This window comes from Shewanella sp. HL-SH4, from assembly GCF_051164845.1.
Lineage (GTDB): Bacteria > Pseudomonadota > Gammaproteobacteria > Enterobacterales > Shewanellaceae > Shewanella > Shewanella glacialimarina.
This window is the reverse complement of record NZ_CP195037.1, coordinates 1,922,843-1,945,931: the sequence shown is the minus strand read 5'-3', so window position 1 is coordinate 1,945,931 and position 23,089 is coordinate 1,922,843. Positions and strand designations below refer to the sequence as shown.

Annotated in this window: 14 protein-coding genes, 1 tRNA gene and 3 rRNA genes; 14 read left to right on the top strand and 4 right to left on the bottom strand. The window is 43.8% G+C overall.

The genetic code is table 11. The features are described 5' to 3' along the window. The first annotated feature begins 204 nt into the window (after nt 1-204). A complete protein-coding gene (locus tag ACRWQL_RS09440) occupies nt 205-498 on the top strand; it encodes a c-type cytochrome (protein WP_434927803.1) in 294 nt (97 codons plus the stop codon). A gap of 117 nt (nt 499-615) precedes the next feature. Here ACRWQL_RS09440 and ccmI read toward each other — a convergent pair whose 3' ends face one another. Beyond that, a complete protein-coding gene (gene ccmI / locus ACRWQL_RS09435) occupies nt 616-1,887 on the bottom strand; it encodes a c-type cytochrome biogenesis protein CcmI (protein WP_434953245.1) in 1,272 nt (423 codons plus the stop codon). 417 nt (nt 1,888-2,304) lie between these two features. On the opposite strand from ccmI, the gene ACRWQL_RS09430 reads away from it, so the two are divergent. The 9 genes from ACRWQL_RS09430 (at nt 2,305) to ACRWQL_RS09390 (ending at nt 13,821) form a co-directional block, all read left to right on the top strand. Then, nucleotides 2,305-4,281 carry a heme lyase CcmF/NrfE family subunit gene (locus tag ACRWQL_RS09430; RefSeq protein ID WP_434927806.1) on the top strand — a complete coding sequence of 659 codons (1,977 nt, stop codon included), beginning with the start codon at nt 2,305-2,307 and terminating at the stop codon, nt 4,279-4,281. 13 nt (nt 4,282-4,294) lie between these two features. Further along, on the top strand, nt 4,295-4,849 hold the full coding sequence (locus tag ACRWQL_RS09425; RefSeq protein WP_434953244.1) for a DsbE family thiol:disulfide interchange protein: 555 nt from the start codon (nt 4,295-4,297) through the stop codon (nt 4,847-4,849). Next, entirely contained in the window at nt 4,849-5,322 is a 474-nt protein-coding gene (nrfF, locus tag ACRWQL_RS09420) for a heme lyase NrfEFG subunit NrfF (RefSeq protein WP_434927808.1), read from the top strand. Before ACRWQL_RS09425 ends, nrfF begins: the two co-directional genes overlap by 1 nt. Before the next feature lie 167 nt (nt 5,323-5,489). Then, nucleotides 5,490-6,083, top strand: coding sequence for a TlpA disulfide reductase family protein (locus tag ACRWQL_RS09415; RefSeq protein WP_434953243.1), 594 nt, complete (start codon nt 5,490-5,492; stop codon nt 6,081-6,083). A 539-nt stretch (nt 6,084-6,622) separates the two neighbouring features. Next, a 16S ribosomal RNA gene (locus tag ACRWQL_RS09410) occupies nt 6,623-8,167 on the top strand. 381 nt (nt 8,168-8,548) lie between these two features. Further along, nucleotides 8,549-11,451: ribosomal RNA gene (locus tag ACRWQL_RS09405) — 23S ribosomal RNA — on the top strand. A gap of 139 nt (nt 11,452-11,590) precedes the next feature. Continuing rightward, nucleotides 11,591-11,706 (top strand): 5S ribosomal RNA (gene rrf, locus ACRWQL_RS09400). Together the 16S, 23S and 5S rRNA genes with 1 tRNA gene alongside form the textbook arrangement of a ribosomal RNA operon. 94 nt (nt 11,707-11,800) lie before the next feature. Then, nucleotides 11,801-11,877: transfer RNA gene (locus ACRWQL_RS09395), tRNA-Asp, on the top strand. 669 nt (nt 11,878-12,546) lie between these two features. Continuing rightward, complete coding sequence (locus ACRWQL_RS09390; RefSeq protein WP_434953242.1) at nt 12,547-13,821, top strand: CinA family nicotinamide mononucleotide deamidase-related protein; 1,275 nt, start codon at nt 12,547-12,549, stop codon at nt 13,819-13,821. A gap of 404 nt (nt 13,822-14,225) precedes the next feature. On the opposite strand, the gene ACRWQL_RS09385 is transcribed toward ACRWQL_RS09390, so the two are convergent. The 3 genes from ACRWQL_RS09385 to argE all read right to left on the bottom strand — a co-directional run bounded on the left by ACRWQL_RS09385 (nt 14,226) and on the right by argE (nt 18,717). Beyond that, entirely contained in the window at nt 14,226-14,762 is a 537-nt protein-coding gene (locus ACRWQL_RS09385; RefSeq protein WP_434953241.1) for a DUF1439 domain-containing protein, read from the bottom strand. Further along, nucleotides 14,762-17,410, bottom strand: a complete 2,649-nt coding sequence (gene ppc, locus ACRWQL_RS09380) for a phosphoenolpyruvate carboxylase (RefSeq protein WP_434953240.1) — start codon at nt 17,408-17,410, stop codon at nt 14,762-14,764. The genes ACRWQL_RS09385 and ppc overlap by 1 nt, the downstream gene beginning before the upstream one ends. 155 nt (nt 17,411-17,565) lie before the next feature. Then, complete coding sequence (gene argE, locus ACRWQL_RS09375) at nt 17,566-18,717, bottom strand: acetylornithine deacetylase (RefSeq protein ID WP_434927814.1); 1,152 nt, start codon at nt 18,715-18,717, stop codon at nt 17,566-17,568. A 264-nt stretch (nt 18,718-18,981) separates the two neighbouring features. On the opposite strand from argE, the gene argC reads away from it, so the two are divergent. The 4 genes from argC (at nt 18,982) to ACRWQL_RS09355 (ending at nt 23,018) form a co-directional block, all read left to right on the top strand. Further along, the gene (gene argC, locus ACRWQL_RS09370) at nt 18,982-19,962 is read left to right on the top strand and encodes an N-acetyl-gamma-glutamyl-phosphate reductase (protein WP_434953239.1); all 981 of its coding nucleotides are present in this window, start codon (nt 18,982-18,984) and stop codon (nt 19,960-19,962) included. Nucleotides 19,963-19,988: 26 nt separating this feature from the next. Next, nucleotides 19,989-20,768 (top strand): acetylglutamate kinase, encoded by a 780-nt coding sequence (argB, locus tag ACRWQL_RS09365; RefSeq protein ID WP_434927817.1) that lies wholly within the window; start codon nt 19,989-19,991, stop codon nt 20,766-20,768. An 11-nt stretch (nt 20,769-20,779) separates the two neighbouring features. Further along, on the top strand, nt 20,780-21,685 hold the full coding sequence (locus ACRWQL_RS09360; protein ID WP_434953238.1) for an ornithine carbamoyltransferase: 906 nt from the start codon (nt 20,780-20,782) through the stop codon (nt 21,683-21,685). Nucleotides 21,686-21,794: 109 nt separating this feature from the next. Beyond that, nucleotides 21,795-23,018, top strand: a complete 1,224-nt coding sequence (locus ACRWQL_RS09355; protein ID WP_434953236.1) for an argininosuccinate synthase — start codon at nt 21,795-21,797, stop codon at nt 23,016-23,018. The last annotated feature ends 71 nt before the right edge of the window (nt 23,019-23,089 follow it).

Sequence of the window (23,089 nt, the reverse complement as noted above, 5' to 3'; positions counted from 1 at the left end):
AATGCGAGTTTTTTCAACATTTGCTAATATATTACTTGAACTGGTTAATATTGGTTGATTTGAATGTCAAGGTGAGATTGTTATCACAAAAAGGTGAGATTTTTTGCAGTATGTAGTAATCTAATAGAGCTAAAAATAGTCTGCCTTCTAAAAATAACAGGCAGCGTTGAGCTTTGTATTTATTTGCAATTAGGAACGTTGAACATGAAAAAATTGTTAGCAATGACTGCAGTAGCTGCCTTAACTTTGTCTGCGAATGTATTTGCTCAAGAAGGTGAAGCTGTATATAACAAGGCATGTCAAGTATGTCACAGCATGGGTGTGGCCGGTGCGCCTAAATCTCATGATGTTGCTGCTTGGGAACCTCGTTTAGCCAAGGGTGTTGATGTACTATTAAACTCTGTTAAGACAGGTTTAAATGCAATGCCACCAGGTGGTATGTGTACTGACTGTTCTGATGAAGATTACAAGAACGCTATTGAGTTCATGTCTAAGTAATACTTCTTTAAGAATATAAAAACCGGCCTAATAGCCGGTTTTTTTATGGATGCCTGACAGCAAATTTGTCGTAGACCCTCTATTAAGGAAAACCTAATAAGTTCGCCTTAATCTAAGTTATTGAACTATTGTATCTAATACGAGCGTGGTTTTACCGCCAACCTTAACAGCATCTACAGTACCCTTCATGTCACCCGCTTGTGGTTTGACGCTGCCATGTTTTGATAGCACGGCTATAATCTCAACTTCGCTAGCACCACTTAATTTTACATCCCCTCCCATAGAAGTAGTATCATCTAAGGTAATGGTCAATGGTAAATCACTAGCATTGACTTTAGTCGCTGCTAAAGGCACTTTTGGCCCTTGAGTTGCGCGAGCAAAAATAAATACTTGATCATTTGGCCCAACCTTAGACGCTAATTCCGGTGCAACTTCGACCATAACACTGACAGTTTTTGCAATTGTTGTACCTGTTTCAGTGCCGGTATTTTTAACCGCACTGTGGGCATCATCATTTGGCATGGCTCCCGTATCTGATTGCATACTCATTTTAGCAGACTGAATAGCATTCATTAATGCTGTGCGGTCAACATCACTACGGTCACTATCTAAAATAGCTTGCCATGCATTAATTGCATCTTGATATTGAGCATTAAAAAAGGCGTCCATTCCGACAAGTAATAATGTAGATGGATCTTGTGCATCCAAAGCTAATGACTGCTCAATAATAGCCTGAATATCTGGCGTGAGCTTCTGACCTGCCTGGTAATACATCGCCGTTGCTTTAGGGCCTAGTAATTCAGCGTGGGTTCCGACTAACTCCATGACTTTATCGAATGCAGCAACAGCTTTATTATATTGGTTTGCTGAAATATAAGCATGACCTAGGCTAAACCATGCTTGGCTGTTTTCAGGAGCTTGTTGAACCTCTGCCTCCATCATCTGCACACGCTGAGCCATAATTTGTTCATTACTCATGCCTTGATGCGGATTATTAGCTTGTGGCGGATTTGCCAGTTCATTATATGCACCAAGCTGCTGATAGAAGTAACCTGTTAGTCCCAACACTACTATGGTCATCAAAGAGGGCCATAAAATACCTTTTGGTTTTGCAGCAGCAAGTGAGTCATCACCCTTATGCTTCATATCCTGCAATAAACTAATTTCTAGTTCCTGCTTTAATGCGTCAAATTCATTCTGATCATGTAAATCGTTTTGTAATTCTTTCTCAAGAATGCCTAAACGTTCATTAAAAAGTTCAAGGTTAGTTTGTTTACGGACGCCAGACTCTTCAGCTTGAAGTAGCTTTGTCTGACGAAAATGAGGTACCCAAATCATCATTAAACCGATAATAAGGACAAGCGCGATAAGAATCCAAAATGTGGTCATCGTTTCAATATTCACTTTTAGTTTATAGGAAAGCGGGGGTTCCGCTGAGCTTGATTACACGATTATACGTAAAGATTATTAATTGAATAGTAATATAAGGAAGATATAAAGCTCAAACTTGAGAGTTGAGCACTGGTTCACAATTTAAAATGTGAACATTAAATGGTAAGAAACTTTAAGTCATTTTGTTAGTCTTATCGCTGTGTGATTGTGATTAGAGACTTTTGATCCTACAGCGTACCGATAATGAGACAAGTAACCCAGTTTTGCACGAAAGTGGCAGACATGTGAGCTGGCAAGCTCTAAAATGATTTAAAATTCGCTTAAGCTAATGTGAGTATAGTAACGTATGCTCATCACCTGCATTAACGTGGTTTGTTGATATCAAATCAATGTTTTTATAACTAAGGAATACCCATGATTCCAGAAATTGGACATTTTTCACTGATAATAGGTTTGGCATTTGCCATGTTATTAGCCAGTGTTCCATTAATAGGTGCTGCCAAGAAAGATGCATATTTAGTGAGATATGCCTGGCCTCTTGCGTACGGTATGTTTTTCTTCATTCTAGTTTCAGTAGTTATATTAGGCTACAGCTTCGCGGTGGATGACTTTTCAGTCGCCTATGTTGCACATCATTCAAATTCACAATTACCCATCTTCTTTAAAATTGCTGCAGTATGGGGCGGTCATGAAGGTTCATTATTATTCTGGGTATTCTCATTGTCAGTGTGGGCAACAGCTGTAGCCATGTTCAGTAAAGGCTTAGAAGAAGTCTTTACTGCGAGGGTGTTAGCAGTACTAGCCATGATTATTGTTGGTTTTACCTTGTTTATGGTTCTAACCTCAAGTCCATTTGAGCGTATATTTCCAATACCAATGGAAGGACGTGACTTAAATCCAATGTTGCAAGATGTGGGGCTAATCTTCCACCCACCTATGTTATACCTTGGTTATGTAGGTTTCTCAGTAAGCTTTGCCTTTGCTATTGCAGCATTAATGAGTGGTAGTTTAGATTCAGCTTGGGCTCGTTGGTCTCGTCCTTGGACGTTGGCTGCTTGGGTGTTCTTAACCGGTGGTATCTCACTAGGCTCTTGGTGGGCATACTATGAATTAGGCTGGGGTGGTTGGTGGTTCTGGGATCCAGTTGAAAATGCTTCTTTTATGCCTTGGCTAATAGGTACAGCATTGGTTCACTCTTTAGTGGTAACTGAAAAGCGTGGTGCATTCCGCAATTGGACTGTTTTGCTATCAATCTTTGCTTTCTCATTAAGCTTACTGGGTACCTTTATTGTGCGTTCCGGTGTACTTACATCGGTGCATTCATTTGCAGCAGATCCAAGCCGTGGTATGTTTATTCTGCTTCTACTGGCTATCGCCGTAGGTGGTTCTTTAACTTTGTTTGCTTTCCGTGCCAGCGAAATGAGCAGTCCTGCTCGATTTGAACTCAAGTCTAAAGAAACCATGTTGTTGGTTTGTAACGTGCTATTAACTGTAGCTGCCGGTACCGTGCTACTTGGAACCTTATATCCGCTGCTTATAGATGCGCTCGGTATGGGTAAAATTTCTGTAGGACCTCCATATTTCAACGCGGTATTCGTTCCAATCGTGTTAGTACTGTTTGGCTTTATGGGTATTGGTCCAATCATTCGCTGGAAGAAATCAAAGCAAGGCGAAATCAAGCGTCAATTGCTTGTGCCTGCAATGGTTGCAGCAGTGATCGGTTTGTCTGTACCTTTCCTCATGGGCGGCGAATTCAATATATGGGTTGTACTTGGCATTACTGCGGCAACATGGGTGACATTATCGACATTCCGCGCTGCATACAATATGGTTAAAGGAACAGATGGCAGCATCAGTTTAACCCGTATTGGGCGTAGCCAACTTGGAATGATCATGGCCCACTTAGGTATTGCCGTCTCAATTGTTGGTGCCACTATGGTGTCGAACTACTCAATAGAGAAAAGTGTTCGCATGGGGCCAGGAATCAGTCAAGAGTTAGCGGGTTACACATTCAAGTATCTTGAAACTAAGAATGTCGTTGGACCAAACTACACAGCACAACAAGGTCAAATAGAAATCTATCAAGATGATAAATACATTACCTTATTAAAACCGGATCGTCGTCAATATAATGTTCGTACAATGGACATGACAGAAGCCGGTATCGATTGGGGTTTATTCCGTGACCTATATGTCACCATGGGTGACCCAATCAGTGCGACCGAGTTTGCTGTACGTCTAAACTACAAACCTTTTGTACGTTGGTTATGGTTCGGATCAATCTTTATGATGATTGGTGGTTTCCTTGCTGCTTCAGATAAGCGTTATCGCGTAAAGAGCACGGCTGCCGAAGTAAACGACAAAGCAAAAGAAAAGTTAGCGACAGCTTAAAAACGGAGAATTTATGAAAAAGTTGGTGCTGTTTATACCTCTAGCCTTATTTTTGGTGATGGGAATATTCTTATATCAAGGTTTATTCCTTAATCCACAAAAGCTGGATTCAGCATTAGAAGGGAAGCCGGTGCCGGCTTTCCAACTTGAGAGACTTGAAACCCCAGGTGAAATGTTGACTGAAGCTGATTTAAAAGGTCAAGTTTCATTATTAAACGTGTGGGCCACCTGGTGTCCTGCATGTAAATATGAACATCCTTTTTTAACTATGTTGTCTCGTCGTAATATTATGCCTATATATGGTATTAATTATCGCGACGAGCGAGCACTGGCAATAAAAGAGCTACAGCGCGAAGGGGACCCATATACAATCAACTTTTATGATAAAGATGGTCGTTTAGGTTTGGATCTCGGGGTATATGGTGCGCCAGAAACATTTATCATTGATCATAATGGCATTATACGATTTCGCTATGCAGGCCCAATTGATCAAAATATTTGGCAAGATACCTTATATCCAATGGTTCAGCAGCTACAAGCTGAAGCTAAAGCGGATGGAGCAGCGTAATGAAATTGGTTAATTTATCGTTCGCGTTAGTTATTGGTTTGTTATCGAGTGTAGTGGTCCATGCCACACCAGTAGATACCTATGAATTCAAAACACCCAGTAATCAAAAGCGTGCTATTTCACTCGCACATGAGTTGCGTTGCCCACAATGTCAAAATCAAAACTTAGTCGATTCTAATTCGCCAGTCGCTCAAGATTTGCGATTAGAAGTTTATAAAATGGTTGATGATGGTAAGTCAGATGAGCAAATTGTAGAGTTCATGACAAGTCGTTATGGTGACTTTGTACTTTATAAACCGCGACTTGATCCAAAAACATATGTTCTTTGGATTGGTCCTTTTGCGCTGCTATTTATAGGTTTCATTGTTGGCGCGATACTTATTCGTCGCCAGAGAAATGTAAAATATGCCCATGCCGAGATGTCAGCTGAAGATAAACAGCAGCTTGATGAATTACTAAAACGTAATAAATAACCTCAGTCCAGGATATAAAGAATTTTCAAACCGCTCTTTGTTTTGTTAACAGCATTACATCAACGTGCCTTGCTTTCAAAACAAATAGCAAGTTTGCGATAAAATAGGCTAAAAGTGCAGGGTTTAGCCTATTGACTGTATCTCTTAACCCGACTTGAGGTTAAATAATGATATCGAAAAAAAAACTTGTTGTTGTAGCCTCTATTATTAGCGCTAGCATGTTGCTAATAGAAAGCGGTGTAGCCTACCCAGGTATGCAACCTAGTCAAAAACCAGTATCTCAAACCAGTTTGGATAAAATCATCATCCTGGAGCAACCTTTTCCCATCGCCCAAGCTAACTTCAGCCAATTGAATAATGATCAAATAGATTTTGAAGCCTTCAAAGGTAAAGTCATCTTAGTGAATATGTGGGCGACATGGTGTCCCCCTTGTGTCAGAGAACTTCCAGCACTAGACAGGCTTGCCAAAAAAATAGATCAAACCCAATACATGTTGTTACCTATATCAATTGATGGCGCTGGCCAAGAGATAGTGCAACCATTTTTGCAATCGATAGGTCTACCAAAATTCGAATCTTATTTTGATCCCAAGCAAAATCTTCGTGAAGTGTTCCCGTTAGAAACAATTCCGGCGACTTTTATATTAAATCCGCAAGGGGAACTGGTAGCTTATGTACGTAGTTATGTTGATTGGGACGATGAGAACGCTATAACCTTCTTAAAGCAGTTTTACACCACAACAGGAAAAGTGGTCGATTAATATTCTTTTTGGTGCCTAATTAAACGATTTAGATCGTGTTAGGTTAAAAGATCGTCAAGCGATCTTTTTTTATATAAAAACTTTATAAAAGGGGTTGCACTGCCTCAGAATCTCCCTATAATGCGCATCCACTGACACGGCACAGCGCGAAAGCAAAGTAGCGAGTTAGGTTGATTTGAAAGGATAAAAACTTCGGTTTCATCATCAAATCAACAGCGAAAAGAAAGTTTGAAAAAACACTTGACGCTGACAACAGGGTCTGTAGAATACGCAGCCCAAGCCAACGACCTAGCGTCCAACGGCGATGTTTGAAAAATTAACATCAACGCTCTTTAACAACTTAAACAAGAAATCTGTGTGGACATTCACAGGTATTGAGTTATTCGAAATTGCTTCTTCTTAGGAAGAGCAATCAAAAAATTTAAACTCAATGCAACGATGAATGTTCATAGCAATATGTACAAAAAGACTTTGTTAACTTCGGTTGATAAAGCAATCAGAATTCATTGAGCCGAAACCTTCGGGTTTCAAAAAAACTTTAATTGAAGAGTTTGATCATGGCTCAGATTGAACGCTGGCGGCAGGCCTAACACATGCAAGTCGAGCGGCAGCGGGAAGATAGCTTGCTATCTTTGCCGGCGAGCGGCGGACGGGTGAGTAATGCCTAGGGATCTGCCCAGTCGAGGGGGATAACAGTTGGAAACGACTGCTAATACCGCATACGCCCTACGGGGGAAAGGAGGGGACCTTCGGGCCTTTCGCGATTGGATGAACCTAGGTGGGATTAGCTAGTTGGTGAGGTAATGGCTCACCAAGGCGACGATCCCTAGCTGTTCTGAGAGGATGATCAGCCACACTGGGACTGAGACACGGCCCAGACTCCTACGGGAGGCAGCAGTGGGGAATATTGCACAATGGGCGAAAGCCTGATGCAGCCATGCCGCGTGTGTGAAGAAGGCCTTCGGGTTGTAAAGCACTTTCAGTAGGGAGGAAAGGCAGTAGTTTAATAAACTATTGCTGTGACGTTACCTACAGAAGAAGGACCGGCTAACTCCGTGCCAGCAGCCGCGGTAATACGGAGGGTCCGAGCGTTAATCGGAATTACTGGGCGTAAAGCGTGCGCAGGCGGTTTTTTAAGCCAGATGTGAAAGCCCTGGGCTCAACCTAGGAATTGCATTTGGAACTGGGGAACTAGAGTCTTGTAGAGGGAGGTAGAATTTCAGGTGTAGCGGTGAAATGCGTAGATATCTGAAGGAATACCGGTGGCGAAGGCGGCCTCCTGGACAAAGACTGACGCTCATGCACGAAAGCGTGGGGAGCAAACAGGATTAGATACCCTGGTAGTCCACGCCGTAAACGATGTCTACTCGGAGTTTGGTGACTTAGTCACTGGGCTCCCAAGCTAACGCATTAAGTAGACCGCCTGGGGAGTACGGCCGCAAGGTTAAAACTCAAATGAATTGACGGGGGCCCGCACAAGCGGTGGAGCATGTGGTTTAATTCGATGCAACGCGAAGAACCTTACCTACTCTTGACATCCAGAGAATTCGCTAGAGATAGCTTAGTGCCTTCGGGAACTCTGAGACAGGTGCTGCATGGCTGTCGTCAGCTCGTGTTGTGAAATGTTGGGTTAAGTCCCGCAACGAGCGCAACCCCTATCCTTATTTGCCAGCGAGTTATGTCGGGAACTTTAGGGAGACTGCCGGTGATAAACCGGAGGAAGGTGGGGACGACGTCAAGTCATCATGGCCCTTACGAGTAGGGCTACACACGTGCTACAATGGCGTATACAGAGGGTTGCAAAGCCGCGAGGTGGAGCTAATCTCACAAAGTACGTCGTAGTCCGGATTGGAGTCTGCAACTCGACTCCATGAAGTCGGAATCGCTAGTAATCGTGAATCAGAATGTCACGGTGAATACGTTCCCGGGCCTTGTACACACCGCCCGTCACACCATGGGAGTGGGCTGCAAAAGAAGTGGGTAGTTTAACCTTCGGGAGAACGCTCACCACTTTGTGGTTCATGACTGGGGTGAAGTCGTAACAAGGTAGCCCTAGGGGAACCTGGGGCTGGATCACCTCCTTACCTATACGACTAACTCAATACCTAAAGTGCAGAGATGCATGTGAGTGTTCACACAGATTACTTGTTAACTTCTTCGGAAGTAGAGTGAAACACACCGCTTGCCGGTTAAGTGTTGTTCTTTAACAATTTGGAAAGCTGATAGTACTAACTAAAGGCGCATAAATGATGATCCGTTGTCGTTTGTGTGATTACGTTAGTGCGAAAATAATATTGATGCGAAAGCATCAGTATCTTGAGTTCTCAAAACACTGTTTAAGTGTCTTGAATATTCTAAAAACTAAGGCGAGTCACACTTCCTGGTCGGGAGTGAGACAAGTAAAAACCAGCTAGTTGCGATACAGTCCGATTAGTTCACGCAAGTGAAACTCATTTGGGTTGTATGGTTAAGTGACTAAGCGTATACGGTGGATGCCTTGGCAGTCAGAGGCGATGAAGGACGTAATAACTTGCGAAAAGCGTTGGCGAGCTAGTAATAAGCATTTGAGCTAACGATATCCGAATGGGGAAACCCGGCCACATAAGTGGTCATCATACAGTGAATACATAGCTGTATGAGGCGAACCTGGGGAACTGAAACATCTAAGTACCCAGAGGAAAAGAAATCAACCGAGATTCCCCTAGTAGCGGCGAGCGAACGGGGATTAGCCCTTAAGTCTATGGGGTGTTAGTGGAATGAGTTGGAAAGCTCAGCGGCACAGGGTGATAGCCCCGTACATGAAAACTAACCATAGATGAAAACGAGTAAGGCGGGACACGTGACATCCTGTTTGAATATGGGGGGACCATCCTCCAAGGCTAAATACTCCTGACTGACCGATAGTGAACCAGTACCGTGAGGGAAAGGCGAAAAGAACCCCTGTGAGGGGAGTGAAATAGAACCTGAAACCGTATACGTACAAGCAGTGGGAGCGGTTCTTGAGACCGTGACTGCGTACCTTTTGTATAATGGGTCAGCGACTTACGTTTTGTAGCGAGGTTAAGCGAATAGCGGAGCCGTAGGGAAACCGAGTGTTAACTGCGCGTTTAGTTGCAAGGCGTAGACCCGAAACCGAGTGATCTAGCCATGGGCAGGTTGAAGGTTGAGTAACATCAACTGGAGGACCGAACCGACTTATGTTGAAAAATGAGCGGATGACTTGTGGCTGGGGGTGAAAGGCCAATCAAACTCGGAGATATCTGGTTCTCCTCGAAAGCTATTTAGGTAGCGCCTCGAGCGAATACCATTGGGGGTAGAGCACTGTTAAGGCTAGGGGGTCATCCCGACTTACCAACCCTTTGCAAACTCCGAATACCAATGAGTACTACTCGGGAGACAGACAGCGGGTGCTAACGTCCGTTGTCAAAAGGGAAACAACCCAGACCGTCAGCTAAGGTCCCAAAGTGTATGTTAAGTGGGAAACGATGTGGGAAGGCTTAGACAGCTAGGATGTTGGCTTAGAAGCAGCCATCATTTAAAGAAAGCGTAATAGCTCACTAGTCGAGTCGGCCTGCGCGGAAGATTTAACGGGGCTAAACATACCACCGAAGCTACGGGTTTGCAGTTTACTGCAAGCGGTAGAGGAGCGTTCTGTAAGCGGTTGAAGGTGAAGGGGTAACCCACACTGGACGTATCAGAAGTGCGAATGCTGACATGAGTAACGATAAAGGGAGTGAAAAACTCCCTCGCCGAAAGACCAAGGGTTCCTGTCCAACGTTAATCGGGGCAGGGTGAGTCGACCCCTAAGGTGAGGCCGAAAGGCGTAATCGATGGAAAACAGATTAATATTTCTGTACCTCTGCTAACTGCGATGGAGAGACGGAGAAGGCTAGGCTAGCGCGGCGTTGGTAGTCCGCGTTTAAGGTAGTAGGCGGTGTTCTTAGGCAAATCCGGGAACACGTACTTAAATGTACACGTTGAGAGCTGATGACGAGTCACTAAGGTGATGAAGTAGTTGATGCCATGCTTCCAGGAAAATCTTCTAAGCTTCAGGTTAGTAGGGATCGTACCCCAAACCGACACAGGTGGTCGGGTAGAGAATACCAAGGCGCTTGAGAGAACTCGGCTGAAGGAACTAGGCAAAATGGTACCGTAACTTCGGGAGAAGGTACGCTGCTGTTGGTGATGGGACTTGCTCCCTAAGCTGACGGCAGTCGCAGATACCAGGTGGCTGCAACTGTTTATCAAAAACACAGCACTGTGCAAAATCGCAAGATGACGTATACGGTGTGACGCCTGCCCGGTGCCGGAAGGTTAATTGATTGGGTTATCGCAAGAGAAGCTCATGATCGAAGCCCCGGTAAACGGCGGCCGTAACTATAACGGTCCTAAGGTAGCGAAATTCCTTGTCGGGTAAGTTCCGACCTGCACGAATGGCGTAATGATGGCCACGCTGTCTCCAGCCGAGACTCAGTGAAGTTGAAATTGCGGTGAAGATGCCGTATACCCGCGGCTAGACGGAAAGACCCCGTGAACCTTTACTATAGCTTGGCACTGAACATTGAACCTACATGTGTAGGATAGGTGGGAGACTTTGAAGCTTCGTCGCTAGATGGAGTGGAGTCAATCTTGAAATACCACCCTTGTAGTTTTGATGTTCTAACTCTGGCCCCTTATCGGGGTTGAGGACAGTGCCTGGTGGGTAGTTTGACTGGGGCGGTCTCCTCCCAAAGAGTAACGGAGGAGCACGAAGGTTGGCTAAGTACGGTCGGACATCGTACGGTTAGTGCAATGGCATAAGCCAGCTTAACTGCGAGACATACACGTCGAGCAGGTACGAAAGTAGGTCATAGTGATCCGGTGGTTCTGAATGGAAGGGCCATCGCTCAACGGATAAAAGGTACTCCGGGGATAACAGGCTGATACCGCCCAAGAGTTCATATCGACGGCGGTGTTTGGCACCTCGATGTCGGCTCATCACATCCTGGGGCTGAAGTCGGTCCCAAGGGTATGGCTGTTCGCCATTTAAAGTGGTACGCGAGCTGGGTTCAGAACGTCGTGAGACAGTTCGGTCCCTATCTGCCGTGGGCGTTGGATGATTGAGGGGAGCTGCTCCTAGTACGAGAGGACCGGAGTGGACGAACCGCTGGTGTTCGGGTTGTCATGCCAATGGCATTGCCCGGTAGCTACGTTCGGAATCGATAACCGCTGAAAGCATCTAAGCGGGAAGCGAGCCCCAAGATGAGTCATCCCTAGAGCTTTAAGCTCTCTAAAGGGCCGTAGGAGACTACTACGTTGATAGGCAAGGTGTGTAAGCGTTGTGAGGCGTTGAGCTAACTTGTACTAATGACCCGTGAGGCTTAACCATACAACCCAGATGGGTTTTACTAACCTTAGTTGTTAGGATGGGACACTTAGACAGTGCGAACTCAAGAAGCTCTAATGAGCAATCAGCTTTCCGAATTATTATTTAATGCTAGTTAATAGCGTTAGATAAACCAAATTTGTCTGGAAACCATAGAGCTGTGGCACCACCTGATCCCATTCCGAACTCAGAAGTGAAACACAGTATCGCCGATGGTAGTGTGGGGTCTCCCCATGTGAGAGTAGGTCATTTCCAGGCGCCTAATTCCTCTTTTAAGTAAGAGAAGTCTACTGATAGTGACATATCAGCGACTTAAAAAGAATTTAGCATCGTGCGCAAGCAATTTGCTAAAGGAGCGGTAGTTCAGTTGGTTAGAATACCGGCCTGTCACGCCGGGGGTCGCGGGTTCGAGTCCCGTCCGCTCCGCCAACTTAAGATGAAGGCCTTTGCAGCAATGCAAAGGCCTTTTTCGTGTGTGTAATTTAAAAATATTGGTAATAGTTCTGTTGGTTAAGGCTTTTTCGAGACATAGATTCGGGGCCGCTGCCTGTCACGCCGGAGGTCGCGGGTTCACTCTTGTTAACAGCAGCGTCCGCTCCGCCAACTTAAGACGAAGGCCTTTGCAGCAATGCAAAGGCCTTTTTCGTGTGTGTAATTTAAAAATATGGGTAATAGTTCTGTTGGATAAGGCTTTTTTGAGACATCGATTCGAGACAGCGGCCTGTCATGCCGGATGTCGCGGGTTCACTCTTGTTACCAGCAGCGTCCGCTCCGCCAACTTAAGACGAAGGCCTTTGCAGCAACGCAAAGGCCTTATTCGTATCTGGAATTTGATATTATTGTGGATGTTTTCGTTTTCATCAGTCAATAAGGGCCAATTGGATAGCGTTATTTTAGATTAATGTCGTTCTTTGTCATTAATCTATTTTTACACCTTGTGTGGCTAATCTGGTGAGACTTTTTGTCTGTTATCTGTCTGATGAACCAGCTGTTTTCTTGTTAACACTTAATAGGAATAGATAAATAGATCTATTTTCTTGCTATTGCCATATTGGTTGCCTAACTTATGGGGCAATTGTTGTTATAAAGGAAAAAGCAATGAAGCTTGAGATGATTTGTACTGGTGAAGAAGTGTTATCTGGCCAGATTGTTGATACTAATGCCGCTTGGGTTGCCAATGAGCTAATGTCATTAGGTATTGAGATGCAGCAACGCACCACTGTTGGCGATAGATTAGCGGATTTAGTGGCTGCTTTCCAAGAGAGAAGTAAGCACGCTGACGTTATTTTAGTGAATGGTGGCCTAGGCCCAACCAGTGATGATATGTCAGCGCTTGCTATGGCAAAAGCGAAAGGCGAAGAGCTAATAGAGAATCAGCAATGGCGCGATCATCTAGAGAATTGGTTTACCAAAAATGGCCGTGTGATGTCGAAGAGCAACTTAAAACAAGCTTGGTTGCCTAAGTCGGCGGTGATGATCGATAACCCCGTAGGCACCGCCTGTGGTTTTAGAGTGAAGTTAAATAAGGCCTGGTTATTCTTTACTCCGGGAGTACCTTTTGAACTAAAACACATGTTCAAAGAACAATTTGTGCCATTCATTACTAAAGAGTTTGGCTCAGGTGATAACACCCAATTGCATAAACTGCTCACCATTGGCTATGGTGAATCTACTCTCGCTGATATGTTATCTGAACTTAGCTTACCCCTAGGTATCGAGCTAGGTTATCGCTCTTCTATGCCACATATTGAAATTAAAATTTTCGCCCGTGGTGATGAAGCTATTCGCGCGTTGCCTCAAGTGACAAAAGCGGTTAAGGAATGTTTAGGCACTGCCGTTGTGGCGGAAAATAAGCCGACCTTAGCTGAAGAGATCCATACAAGGTTATACCAGTCTGGTTTTAGTTTAAGTGTGGCAGAATCCTGTACTGGCGGAATGATCACCAGTCAGTTAATTGATTTCGCTGGCAGCTCGTCATACCTACATCATGGCTTAGTGACCTACAGCAATGAGTCCAAGGTAAAAGTACTTGGCGTTAATCCGCAAATTTTAGATGATCACGGAGCTGTCTCTATTCAAACCGTCGAAGCAATGGCTGAAGGCGTGCGTAAAATACTCGACAGTGACTTCGCTTTAGCGACCAGCGGAATTGCTGGCCCTGAAGGTGGTTCTGATCAAAAGCCAGTCGGCACAGTTGCAATAGCACTCGCGACGCGTCATGGCATTTACAGCCAGATGGTCAAATTGCCAAAACGCTCACGTCAGTTGGTTAGAAGCCTCAGTACTGCAGTTGCTTATGACATGTTACGTCGTGCGCTATTGGATGAAGCTGTCATCGTAGATTACCCATCAATTAGTAGATTTGAAAAATAACATACGCTGGCATTAAGTCATTAATCAATTAATCCCCTTAGGTTCTCTCTTTGGGGATATTTGATTTTTCTGCGCTAATCAAATTACGCAACCGTCAGCAATATGATCCCGATTAACATAAAAGCAATGACTTTTAACCTTGTTATCACAAATAAAATGCCTGACAGTTTGAGTAAATCTTGATGATGGGGTCGTAAGCTTAAAAACATCAATACACTGCCATGTATCACCATTAAAATTGCACTTACAGTTGCTGCAAGATCGCCTGCTTGTGATCCAATAACTAAAGTATGCTATCCCACTTTAAGCCAATTCTCGTGATAAATGAGACGTTTATTGTAAATCTTGTGCCTAGAACAAAAAAAGCGCCTATTGGCGCTTTCATTGAGTCATACTTTTTGGCCTTAAAACTTAACTACCAATTTGCCTTTTTGAACGGCGATCTCTTTGGTCATTTTGGCCATTAACGCTTGATTTGAATCATTCATATCAAGGGTGTAAACCGGCTGACTTTCTAGAAATCCCCGTAAGAAGCTCATTACCTGTGGGGTAATGGCTGTTAGTGCTTGCTCTAAATCGGCTGGGTCTGCACTGACATTAACTAAATCCAAATTGCGTAAATAGATACTTTTAGTTTCGCTGTTATACCAAGGCTGTGCTTCAAACGTTGTTTTAAGCTTAGCGCTAATTGGCATTAAAGGATTACGAATACGCACAAGAGTCGTTGCCGTTAATCCCATCGTATTAGGTTTATCACCTAAGCTGACTTGCATGTCGTTAAGCACCAAATTAATACCAATAATTTGGTTACCTTGCTTTACCTCAAAATGCATCTCTTTATTAAGGTAATTTTCTATCTCATTTTCAGTAATGCTATACTGACTGGCGCAACCAGTCAGTAGTAGCAAGGCACTGATAAAAATCAGCTTTAGTGTTTTCATTAACCTGTGTTTCTCATGCCTGCGGCAACGCCCGCGATAGTAAGCATTAGCGCCAGTTGTACATGCTTAGAAGGCTCAGCTTCCTTACGCGTACGGGCTAATAGCTCTGTTTGCAGGAAGTTTAATGGATCAATGTAAGGATTGCGAAGTTTTACTGATTCACGATTCCAGGGAGTATGCGACATTAACTCATCTGACTCAGTTAATGACAATACGGTATCAATACCCAGTTGTAATCGTTGACGTAATTTCTCACCTAAATGATGTAGTTCAGGTTTCACCAAACAGTTTTCATAATAGCGGGCTAAGTTAGGCTCTGCTTTCATGTAAACCATTTCTAGCATAGAAATTCGTGTTTCAAAAAATGGCCACTCGGCTTCCATTTCACGCAGTAATGCTAGTTCATCACGCTGAATAGCGTCATTGAGTGCTTCACCTGCACCTAACCAAGCTGGCAACATTAAGCGGTTTTGTGACCAGGCAAATATCCAAGGAATAGCACGTAAACTTTCAATGCCTCCATCAACTTTGCGTTTAGCTGGGCGGCTACCTAATGGTAATTTACCCAGTTCAACTTCTGGTGTTGCTGCACGGAAGTAAGGTACAAAATCCTTTTCTTCACGTACGATACCGCGATAATGCAGCACAGATTCGTCGGCAATCCGCTGCATACAATCACGCCAAGCTTTTTTCGGCTCAGGTGGCGGTAATAAAGTGGCTTCCATTACGGCTGAGGTATAAAGCGCTAAACTTTGTACCGCTAATTTTGGTAAGCCAAATTTAAAGCGGATCATCTCACCTTGTTCAGTCACACGGATACGGCCATCTACTGAGCCCGGCGGTTGAGATAGAATGGCTTTGTGAGCAGGCCCACCTCCTCGTCCGATAGAACCCCCACGGCCATGGAACAACATCAGTTTGACGTTGGCTTTATTACACACTGCGACTAACTGCTCCTGTGCGCGATACTGCGCCCAGGCAGCGGCCATCACACCGGCGTCTTTAGCTGAGTCAGAATAACCAATCATGACTTCTTGCATGCCTTTGGTGTATCCACGATACCAATCGATATTCAATAAAGACTCAATACAGCTAGCGGCATTGGTTAAATCTTCTAAGGTTTCAAATAATGGCACTACGCGCATTGGATGGCTGCAACCAGTTTCTTTTAATAACAATAAAACAGTCAACACATCTGATGGCTTACCCGCCATTGAAATAACATATGATCCCAAAGACTCTTTAGGCTGTTTGGCAATCAGTTCACAGGTTTTGATGACTTCAGCAACATCTTCGCTTGGCTGCCAATTAGCCGGAATTAAAGGACGACGATTAGTGAGCTCGCGCAGCAAGAATGCTTGTTTTTCATTTTCATCCCAGTGATTGTAATCACCTAAACCTAAATAACGGGTCAGCTCGGCAATCACATCGCTGTGACGAGTAGAATCTTGGCGAATATCCAAACGCAGCATATGAATACCAAAGCTGGCTAGACGACGTAAAATATCGAGCAGTAATCCATTGGCAATCAATTTCATGCCGCTGTCACATAAACTGTTATAAAGCAGTTCTAATGGCGCTTGCAGATCCGCTTGTTGCCAAATCAGTTCACTGGTATCAACATCAGGAAAACGACCTTCAAGTCGAATATTCAAATAATCAATGGTTTTACGCAGTTTACAACGTAATTGGCGTAACACATCACGGTACGGCTCATTGCTATTGTTAGTGAGTTCAAGCAGTTCTGGCGTTGCTTGCTCCATAGATAATTCACCGACTAAGGCAACGATGTCTTTTAAATACAAACGTGCAGCAGCATGACGATTTCGGTCTAATACTTCTTGGGTGACTTTGTGAGTAACAAATGGGTTGCCATCGCGATCGCCGCCCATCCAGCTAGAAAAGCGAACAGGGGCGATCTTAATCGGTAATTCTTTACCTGTGCGCTGCTCTACTTGATCATTTAACTGACGTAGAAAGTCGGGAATAGCCTGCCATAGAGAGGTTTCAATCGTGCTTAAGCCCCAACGTGCCTCATCTACAGGTGTTGGACGCTCGCTACGAATTTCATTGGTGTGCCAAATTTGGGCAATCAATTGACGTAAACGTAAGTTGTTTTGGTTGCGCTCACGGTCTGACAGTTGGCTGTTTTCTTGATCTGTTAAACAATCGACAACCGCAGCATATTTTTGGATCAAAGTACGACGAGATATTTCAGTTGGATGAGCAGTTAACACTAAGTCGATTTCTAATTGCTTCAAGCAATTAATCACATCATTTTCATCTAAATCAGTATTAAGAATGCGACCAAGCAGTTGCTCTACTGGGTCTGGCACACAGACTAACTCATCGCAATTACGACTGATGGTGTGGTATTGCTCGGCGATGTTAGCTAGGTTCAAAAATTGGTTAAACGCTTTAGCAAACGGCACTAATTCTTCATCTGGAAGTGAGGTCAGCAATGCTAACATTTGCTCGCGAGAGGATTCATCGCCTTTGCGTGCCTGTTTTGCAAGAATTCGAATTTGTTCTACTTTCTCAAGAAATGCATCACCAAGATGGCTTTGCATTGTCTCACCTAAAATTTGGCCTAAATGTCCCACATTCGATCTCAGTGAGGCATACATATCTGCCACTTGCTCTGCCATACATACTCCAAAGTAAACTCGGTTAAACTTGCACTGCTTATCTATCACAATAACCATCGTACAGTATTCGGTCAATACACAAACACCGCGTTTGGTAATTTTATTTCGTTAAAAAATTTCAACAAAAGCGGTTTTAACGGTTTTTTGGTTAAAAATTACTTAATGCATGCGTGATAAATCATCTTTTTGATCAATTCTACTGTCGGCGTGAGATATTCTAAGCCAATAAACTCATCGGGTTGGTGGGCTTGATTAATACTCCCAGGTCCTAAAACTAAGGTTTGGCAGCCTAACTTGTTAATGTAAGGCGCTTCGGTTGAGTAGTTAACCACTTCAGCTTCATGGCCTGACAATTCAGCAACCAGTTTTGTCCATGGGTTGTCTGCTTTACCGGCAAACGATTCAGCGCCAGGATATAAAGTGCTGATACTAATACTGCCAGGGTACTCTTTACTGATATCACTTAAATAATTCAGCACCATGAGTTCAAGATCGGCCAATTCCATTCCTGGCAAAGGACGAATATCTAAGTGTAAATCACAGCAACCACAAATGCGGTTAGCTGCATCACCACCGTGAATATGGCCAAAGTTCATTGTAGGGTAGGGAACGGTAAAAGCATCTTCGCGATAGTTTTCACTTAAATGCTGTTTAAGTTTCAATAACTGCCCCATGACTTTATGCATTACTTCAATGGCGTTTAATCCGCGGGCGGGGTCAGATGAATGACCACTGCGGCCAATAACGCGAATACCTTGAGCTAAGTGCCCTTTATGCATATACACAGGTTTTAAGCTGGTGGGCTCGCCTATTACCGCATAATCAGGTGCAATTGCCTTTGAGTCGGCAAATGCTTTGGCACCACTCATAGTGGTTTCTTCATCGGCACTGGCAAAAATAGTCAGCGGACGCTTAAAGTCTGCTAGAGGCATGTCTTTTAGCGCTTCAAGTACCAAGGCAAAAAAACCTTTCATGTCACAGGTGCCTAAGCCGTACCAACGATTATCTTTTTCTATTAACTCAAACGGGCTTTGGCTCCAACGACCTTCATCAAAAGGTACGGTGTCTGTGTGGCCGGCTAATAATAAGCCACCTTCCCCTTGGCCAATGCGGGCTATAAGGTTTTGTTTATTGCGTGAGTCTGCAACCGTAGGAGTTTCGCAGCTAAAGCCTAACTCGCTGAACCAATCTTGTAACAAAGCAATAACTGCATGGTTACTCATATCTTGCTCTGGCTCAAGCGCGCTGATAGATGGTGTGCCAATTAACTGTGTAAAAGCACTTTTTAGGTCAGGTAGTGTACTCATGAGTTGTCCTATGTCTGAAATTATTGAAATACTTATTCAATAATATTGCATAAAAATTATTGTGTGCTAGTCTAGCAAACAGATGACTAAGGCACTACAACTAGAATGTAAGCAATGATAATAAATATGTGTAACTTTACTGTTAAATCCAATATACCAATAATCAGCAAGAACTTCCTGCGACGATAGTTCTAGATTAGACGTCCCCCGTCTAAATGTACTATGCTAACACTTCCATTTATGACAACAAAAGATAACAACATAATGAAAAATATCGCAATTATTGGTGCCAGTGGATACACAGGTGCACAAATTACGTCTTTGATAAATGCTGACGCTAATTTATCGGTTCAGGGGTTGTATGTCTCTGAAGGCAGTTTAGATAAAGGGCGTAAGCTAGCTGATCTTTACCCCGTTTATAGTCATATGCCTTATGTGCTTGCTCCATTAACTGACGAAGCTAAAGCGACAATTATTGCTGAAGCAGATGCCGTAGTATTGGCAACAGAGCATTCAATTAGTTTGGAATTAGCCGCTGAATTTTATAAAAAAGGCTTAGCCGTATTTGATTTGAGTGGTGCATATCGTTTTGCTGATGTCGCGCAATACCCTAAGTGGTATGGCTTTGAACATACTCACCCAGACGTACTTGCAGATGCAGTTTATGGCTTAGCTGAATGGAATAGCGAGCAAATTAAGCAAACTAAAATGATTGCCGTGCCTGGCTGTTACCCAACAGCATCATTAACCGCACTAAAACCTTTGAAGCCTTTGCTTACTGCTGCTTACCCAGTAATTAATGCGGTAAGTGGTGTTACAGGAGCGGGACGTAAAGCGCATTTACATACCAGTTTTTGTGAAGTCAGCCTGACACCTTATGGTGTATTAGGTCACAGACATCAGCCTGAAATTGCCACGCAATTAGGCCAAGAAGTGATATTTACCCCGCATTTAGGTAATTTTAAGCGTGGCATTTTGGCCACAATTACCGTGCAGTTAAAGCCTGGGACCACAGAAGCGGATGTCGCTAAAGCCTATAGTGTTTATGACAGCTCACCGATTGTGACGGTTAAGCATAATCAATTCCCTAAAGTAGACGATGTGGTACTGACACCAAACTGTCATGTAGGGTGGAAATACGACGAAAACAGTGGTTATTTAGTAGTTGCCAGTGCGATTGACAACTTAATGAAAGGTGCTGCAAGCCAAGGTTTACAGTGCATCAAAATCCACTTTGGCGTTTAGTCACTAAATAAAACAAGGATAAAAAAATGACAACTAATTCTGTTTTAGTACTTAAAGTGGGTGGCGCATTACTGCAAACCGAAACCGGTATGGCTAATTTAATGTCAGCAATTAAAGACATGACCGCAGCAGGGCAGAAAATTGTTTTAGTTCACGGTGGCGGTTGCTTAGTCGATGAGCAATTAACGGCAAACGGTAAAGAGATTATCAAGCTTGACGGTTTACGCGTAACCCCAGCCGATCAAATTGGCATTGTAGTAGGCGCATTAGCGGGCACATCGAACAAAACCTTACAAGCTGCAGCAGCGAAAGCGGGTGTTGTCAGTGTAGGCATGAGTTTGGGCGATGGTAATGTGGTTAAAGCGAACATTAAAGATGAGCGCTTAGGACTAGTGGGCGAAGTGACCCCGAATGACGCTAGCTACTTAAACTTTATTTTACAGCAGGGCTGGCTGCCGATTTGTAGCTCAATCGCCATTTCAGATGCCGGCCAAATGCTCAATGTTAATGCAGACCAGGCAGCAACCGCATTGGCCAAATTAGTTAACGGTACTTTAGTGCTGTTATCTGATGTGTCAGGCGTGTGGGATGCTAACAAGCAAGTCATTAAAAGTTTAAATAAAAGCCAAATTGATACCCTAATTGCTGAAGGCGTGATTGAAAAAGGCATGAAAGTCAAAGTTGAAGCCGCTTTAGAAGTGGCTCAATGGATGGGCAAGCCGGTTTTAGTTGCTTCTTGGCAAGATACTGAACAGTTAAAAACATTAGCACAAGGTGGGTCCATTGGGACCCAAATACAGCCTTAATGGAGTAGTTTATGAAGCACCTGTTGTCGATAAAAGAGTTATCTCAAACTCAGTTACTGGATATTTTAGCGCTAGCTAAAAAAATTAAAGCCAACCCAGCTGAGTACCGTCGCGCTTTAGATGGAAAAAGCGTTGTGATGCTTTTTGAAAAGCCATCACTGCGCACCCGAGTAAGCTTCGATATTGGCATCAACAAGTTAGGTGGTCATTGTTTGTACCTTGACCAACAAAACGGTGCTTTAGGTGAACGCGAATCTGTGGCGGATTTTGCCACTAATATTTCATGCTGGGCCGATGCCATTGTCGCTAGAACATACCTGCACAGTACAATAGAAAAATTAGCTCAGTACGGAAGTGTACCTGTTATTAATGCGTTATCTGACTTATACCACCCATGCCAAGCGCTGGCTGACTTTTTATCATTATCTGAACAATTTGATGATATTAGCCAGGCGAGGTTAGCGTACGTAGGTGATGGTAATAACGTCACCCATTCATTGATATATGGTGCAGCTATTTTAGGCTTAACCATGACAGTGATTTGCCCTGAAGGGTATTTCCCTGATGCATTAGTGGTTACCGAGGCACAAGCCTTAGCGGCACAAAATGGCGGTAAACTGACATTATCTGCTGATATCAATCTTATTGAAGGCCATGATGCCATTTATACCGACACCTGGATTTCAATGGGTGATGAAACCTCTTTAGCTGAAATAAAAGAGCGCTTTAGCCCGTATCAGGTTAATGCCCAATTAATGGCTAAAGCAGGTGCTAAATACTTTATGCATTGTTTGCCTGCTCATCGCGGTGTGGAGGTAACGGATGACGTTATCGATGGCAAAGGGTCATTAGTTTTAGACCAAGCGGAAAACCGTATGCACGCCCAAAATGCTGTATTGGTCACCTTATTAAGTTAATTACTTATTAAGTGAGCCATATTATAAATAAATGAAATGATTTAGTGAGTAATGCTTATAGCGTTATTCATATATAAAAATATACGTAATCGATTGTAGGAAAACAAACATGTCTAGTGCAGTGAAAAAAACCGGCGTTAAAAAAGTCGTCCTCGCTTATTCAGGCGGGTTAGATACCTCAGCCATCATCCCATGGTTAAAAGAAACCTATGATGATTGTGAAATCGTGGCCTTTTGTGCCGACGTAGGTCAAGGCGAAGAGGAATTAGTGGGCTTACACGAAAAAGCCATCGCTTCAGGGGCATCAGAATGCTACATCGTTGACCTAAAAGAAGAGTTTGTTGCTGATTATATTTATCCAACCATTGCTACCGGCGCGATTTATGAAGGCACTTACTTGTTAGGTACTTCAATGGCACGTCCAATTATTGCCAAAGCACAGGTTGAAATTGCCCGTAAAGTCGGCGCAGACGCCGTATGTCATGGTTGTACCGGTAAAGGTAATGACCAGGTACGTTTTGAAGGCTGTTTTGCTGCCCTAGCACCGGACTTAAAAGTCATAGCGCCTTGGCGTGAATGGGAAATGCGTAGCCGTGAAGATCTGCTCGATTACTTAGCCGAGCGTAAAATTCAAACTACAGCATCGGCGACTAAAATTTATAGCCGCGACGCTAACGCATGGCATATTTCCCATGAAGGCGGTGAGTTAGAAGACCCGTGGAACGAGCCATCAAAAGGCGTGTGGACATTAACCGTAGCCCCCGAAGATGCGCCGAATGAGCCAGAATATGTGTCGCTTGCGGTTAAACATGGTCGTATTACCCATGTAAACGATGAAGCATTATCGCCGTATGCCGCATTAATGAAGTTAAACGACATTGCCGGTAAACATGGCGTAGGGCGTATCGACATTACTGAAAACCGTTTAGTCGGCATGAAGTCACGTGGTTGTTATGAAACACCCGGCGGCACTGTGATGTTTGCAGGTCTTCGTGCCATTGAAGAGTTAGTGCTAGATAAAACTAGCCGTACCTGGCGTGAGCAGATCGCTGCCCAAATGTCGCATTTAGTCTATGACGGTCGTTGGTTTACGCCATTATGTAAGTCACTTATTGCCGCATCTGAGTCGCTAGCTGAATCAGTAAATGGTGATGTGGTGATCAAGCTTTACAAAGGCCAAGCTACACCAGTTAAAAAACGCTCACCAAACAGCTTGTATTCAGAAGCTTTTGCTACCTTTGGTGAAGATGACGTGTATGACCAAAAACACGCAGAAGGCTTTATTCGTTTATATTCATTAGCTAGCCGTATTCGCGCGCTAAATACGAAATAAACCTTAAGCAATCTAAAAAGGGCGCTGTAAAGCGCCCTTCTTGTAATCACTTTTCTTCTTACAAAATAGTG

Bases quoted from the DNA above. Each gene is read 5' to 3' on its own strand.
- argE (WP_434927814.1), bottom strand. From the start codon at position 18,717: ATGAGTACACTACCTGACCTAAAAAGTGCTTTTACACAGTTAATTGGC.
- ACRWQL_RS09385 (WP_434953241.1), bottom strand. From the start codon at position 14,762: ATGAAAACACTAAAGCTGATTTTTATCAGTGCCTTGCTACTACTGACT.
- ACRWQL_RS09425 (WP_434953244.1), top strand. From the start codon at position 4,295: ATGAAAAAGTTGGTGCTGTTTATACCTCTAGCCTTATTTTTGGTGATG.
- ACRWQL_RS09430 (WP_434927806.1), top strand. From the start codon at position 2,305: ATGATTCCAGAAATTGGACATTTTTCACTGATAATAGGTTTGGCATTT.
- argB (WP_434927817.1), top strand. From the start codon at position 19,989: ATGACAACTAATTCTGTTTTAGTACTTAAAGTGGGTGGCGCATTACTG.
- argC (WP_434953239.1), top strand. From the start codon at position 18,982: ATGAAAAATATCGCAATTATTGGTGCCAGTGGATACACAGGTGCACAA.
- nrfF (WP_434927808.1), top strand. From the start codon at position 4,849: ATGAAATTGGTTAATTTATCGTTCGCGTTAGTTATTGGTTTGTTATCG.
- ccmI (WP_434953245.1), bottom strand. From the start codon at position 1,887: ATGACCACATTTTGGATTCTTATCGCGCTTGTCCTTATTATCGGTTTA.
- ACRWQL_RS09390 (WP_434953242.1), top strand. From the start codon at position 12,547: ATGAAGCTTGAGATGATTTGTACTGGTGAAGAAGTGTTATCTGGCCAG.
- ACRWQL_RS09355 (WP_434953236.1), top strand. From the start codon at position 21,795: ATGTCTAGTGCAGTGAAAAAAACCGGCGTTAAAAAAGTCGTCCTCGCT.
- ACRWQL_RS09360 (WP_434953238.1), top strand. From the start codon at position 20,780: ATGAAGCACCTGTTGTCGATAAAAGAGTTATCTCAAACTCAGTTACTG.
- ACRWQL_RS09440 (WP_434927803.1), top strand. From the start codon at position 205: ATGAAAAAATTGTTAGCAATGACTGCAGTAGCTGCCTTAACTTTGTCT.
- ACRWQL_RS09415 (WP_434953243.1), top strand. From the start codon at position 5,490: ATGATATCGAAAAAAAAACTTGTTGTTGTAGCCTCTATTATTAGCGCT.
- ppc (WP_434953240.1), bottom strand. From the start codon at position 17,410: ATGGCAGAGCAAGTGGCAGATATGTATGCCTCACTGAGATCGAATGTG.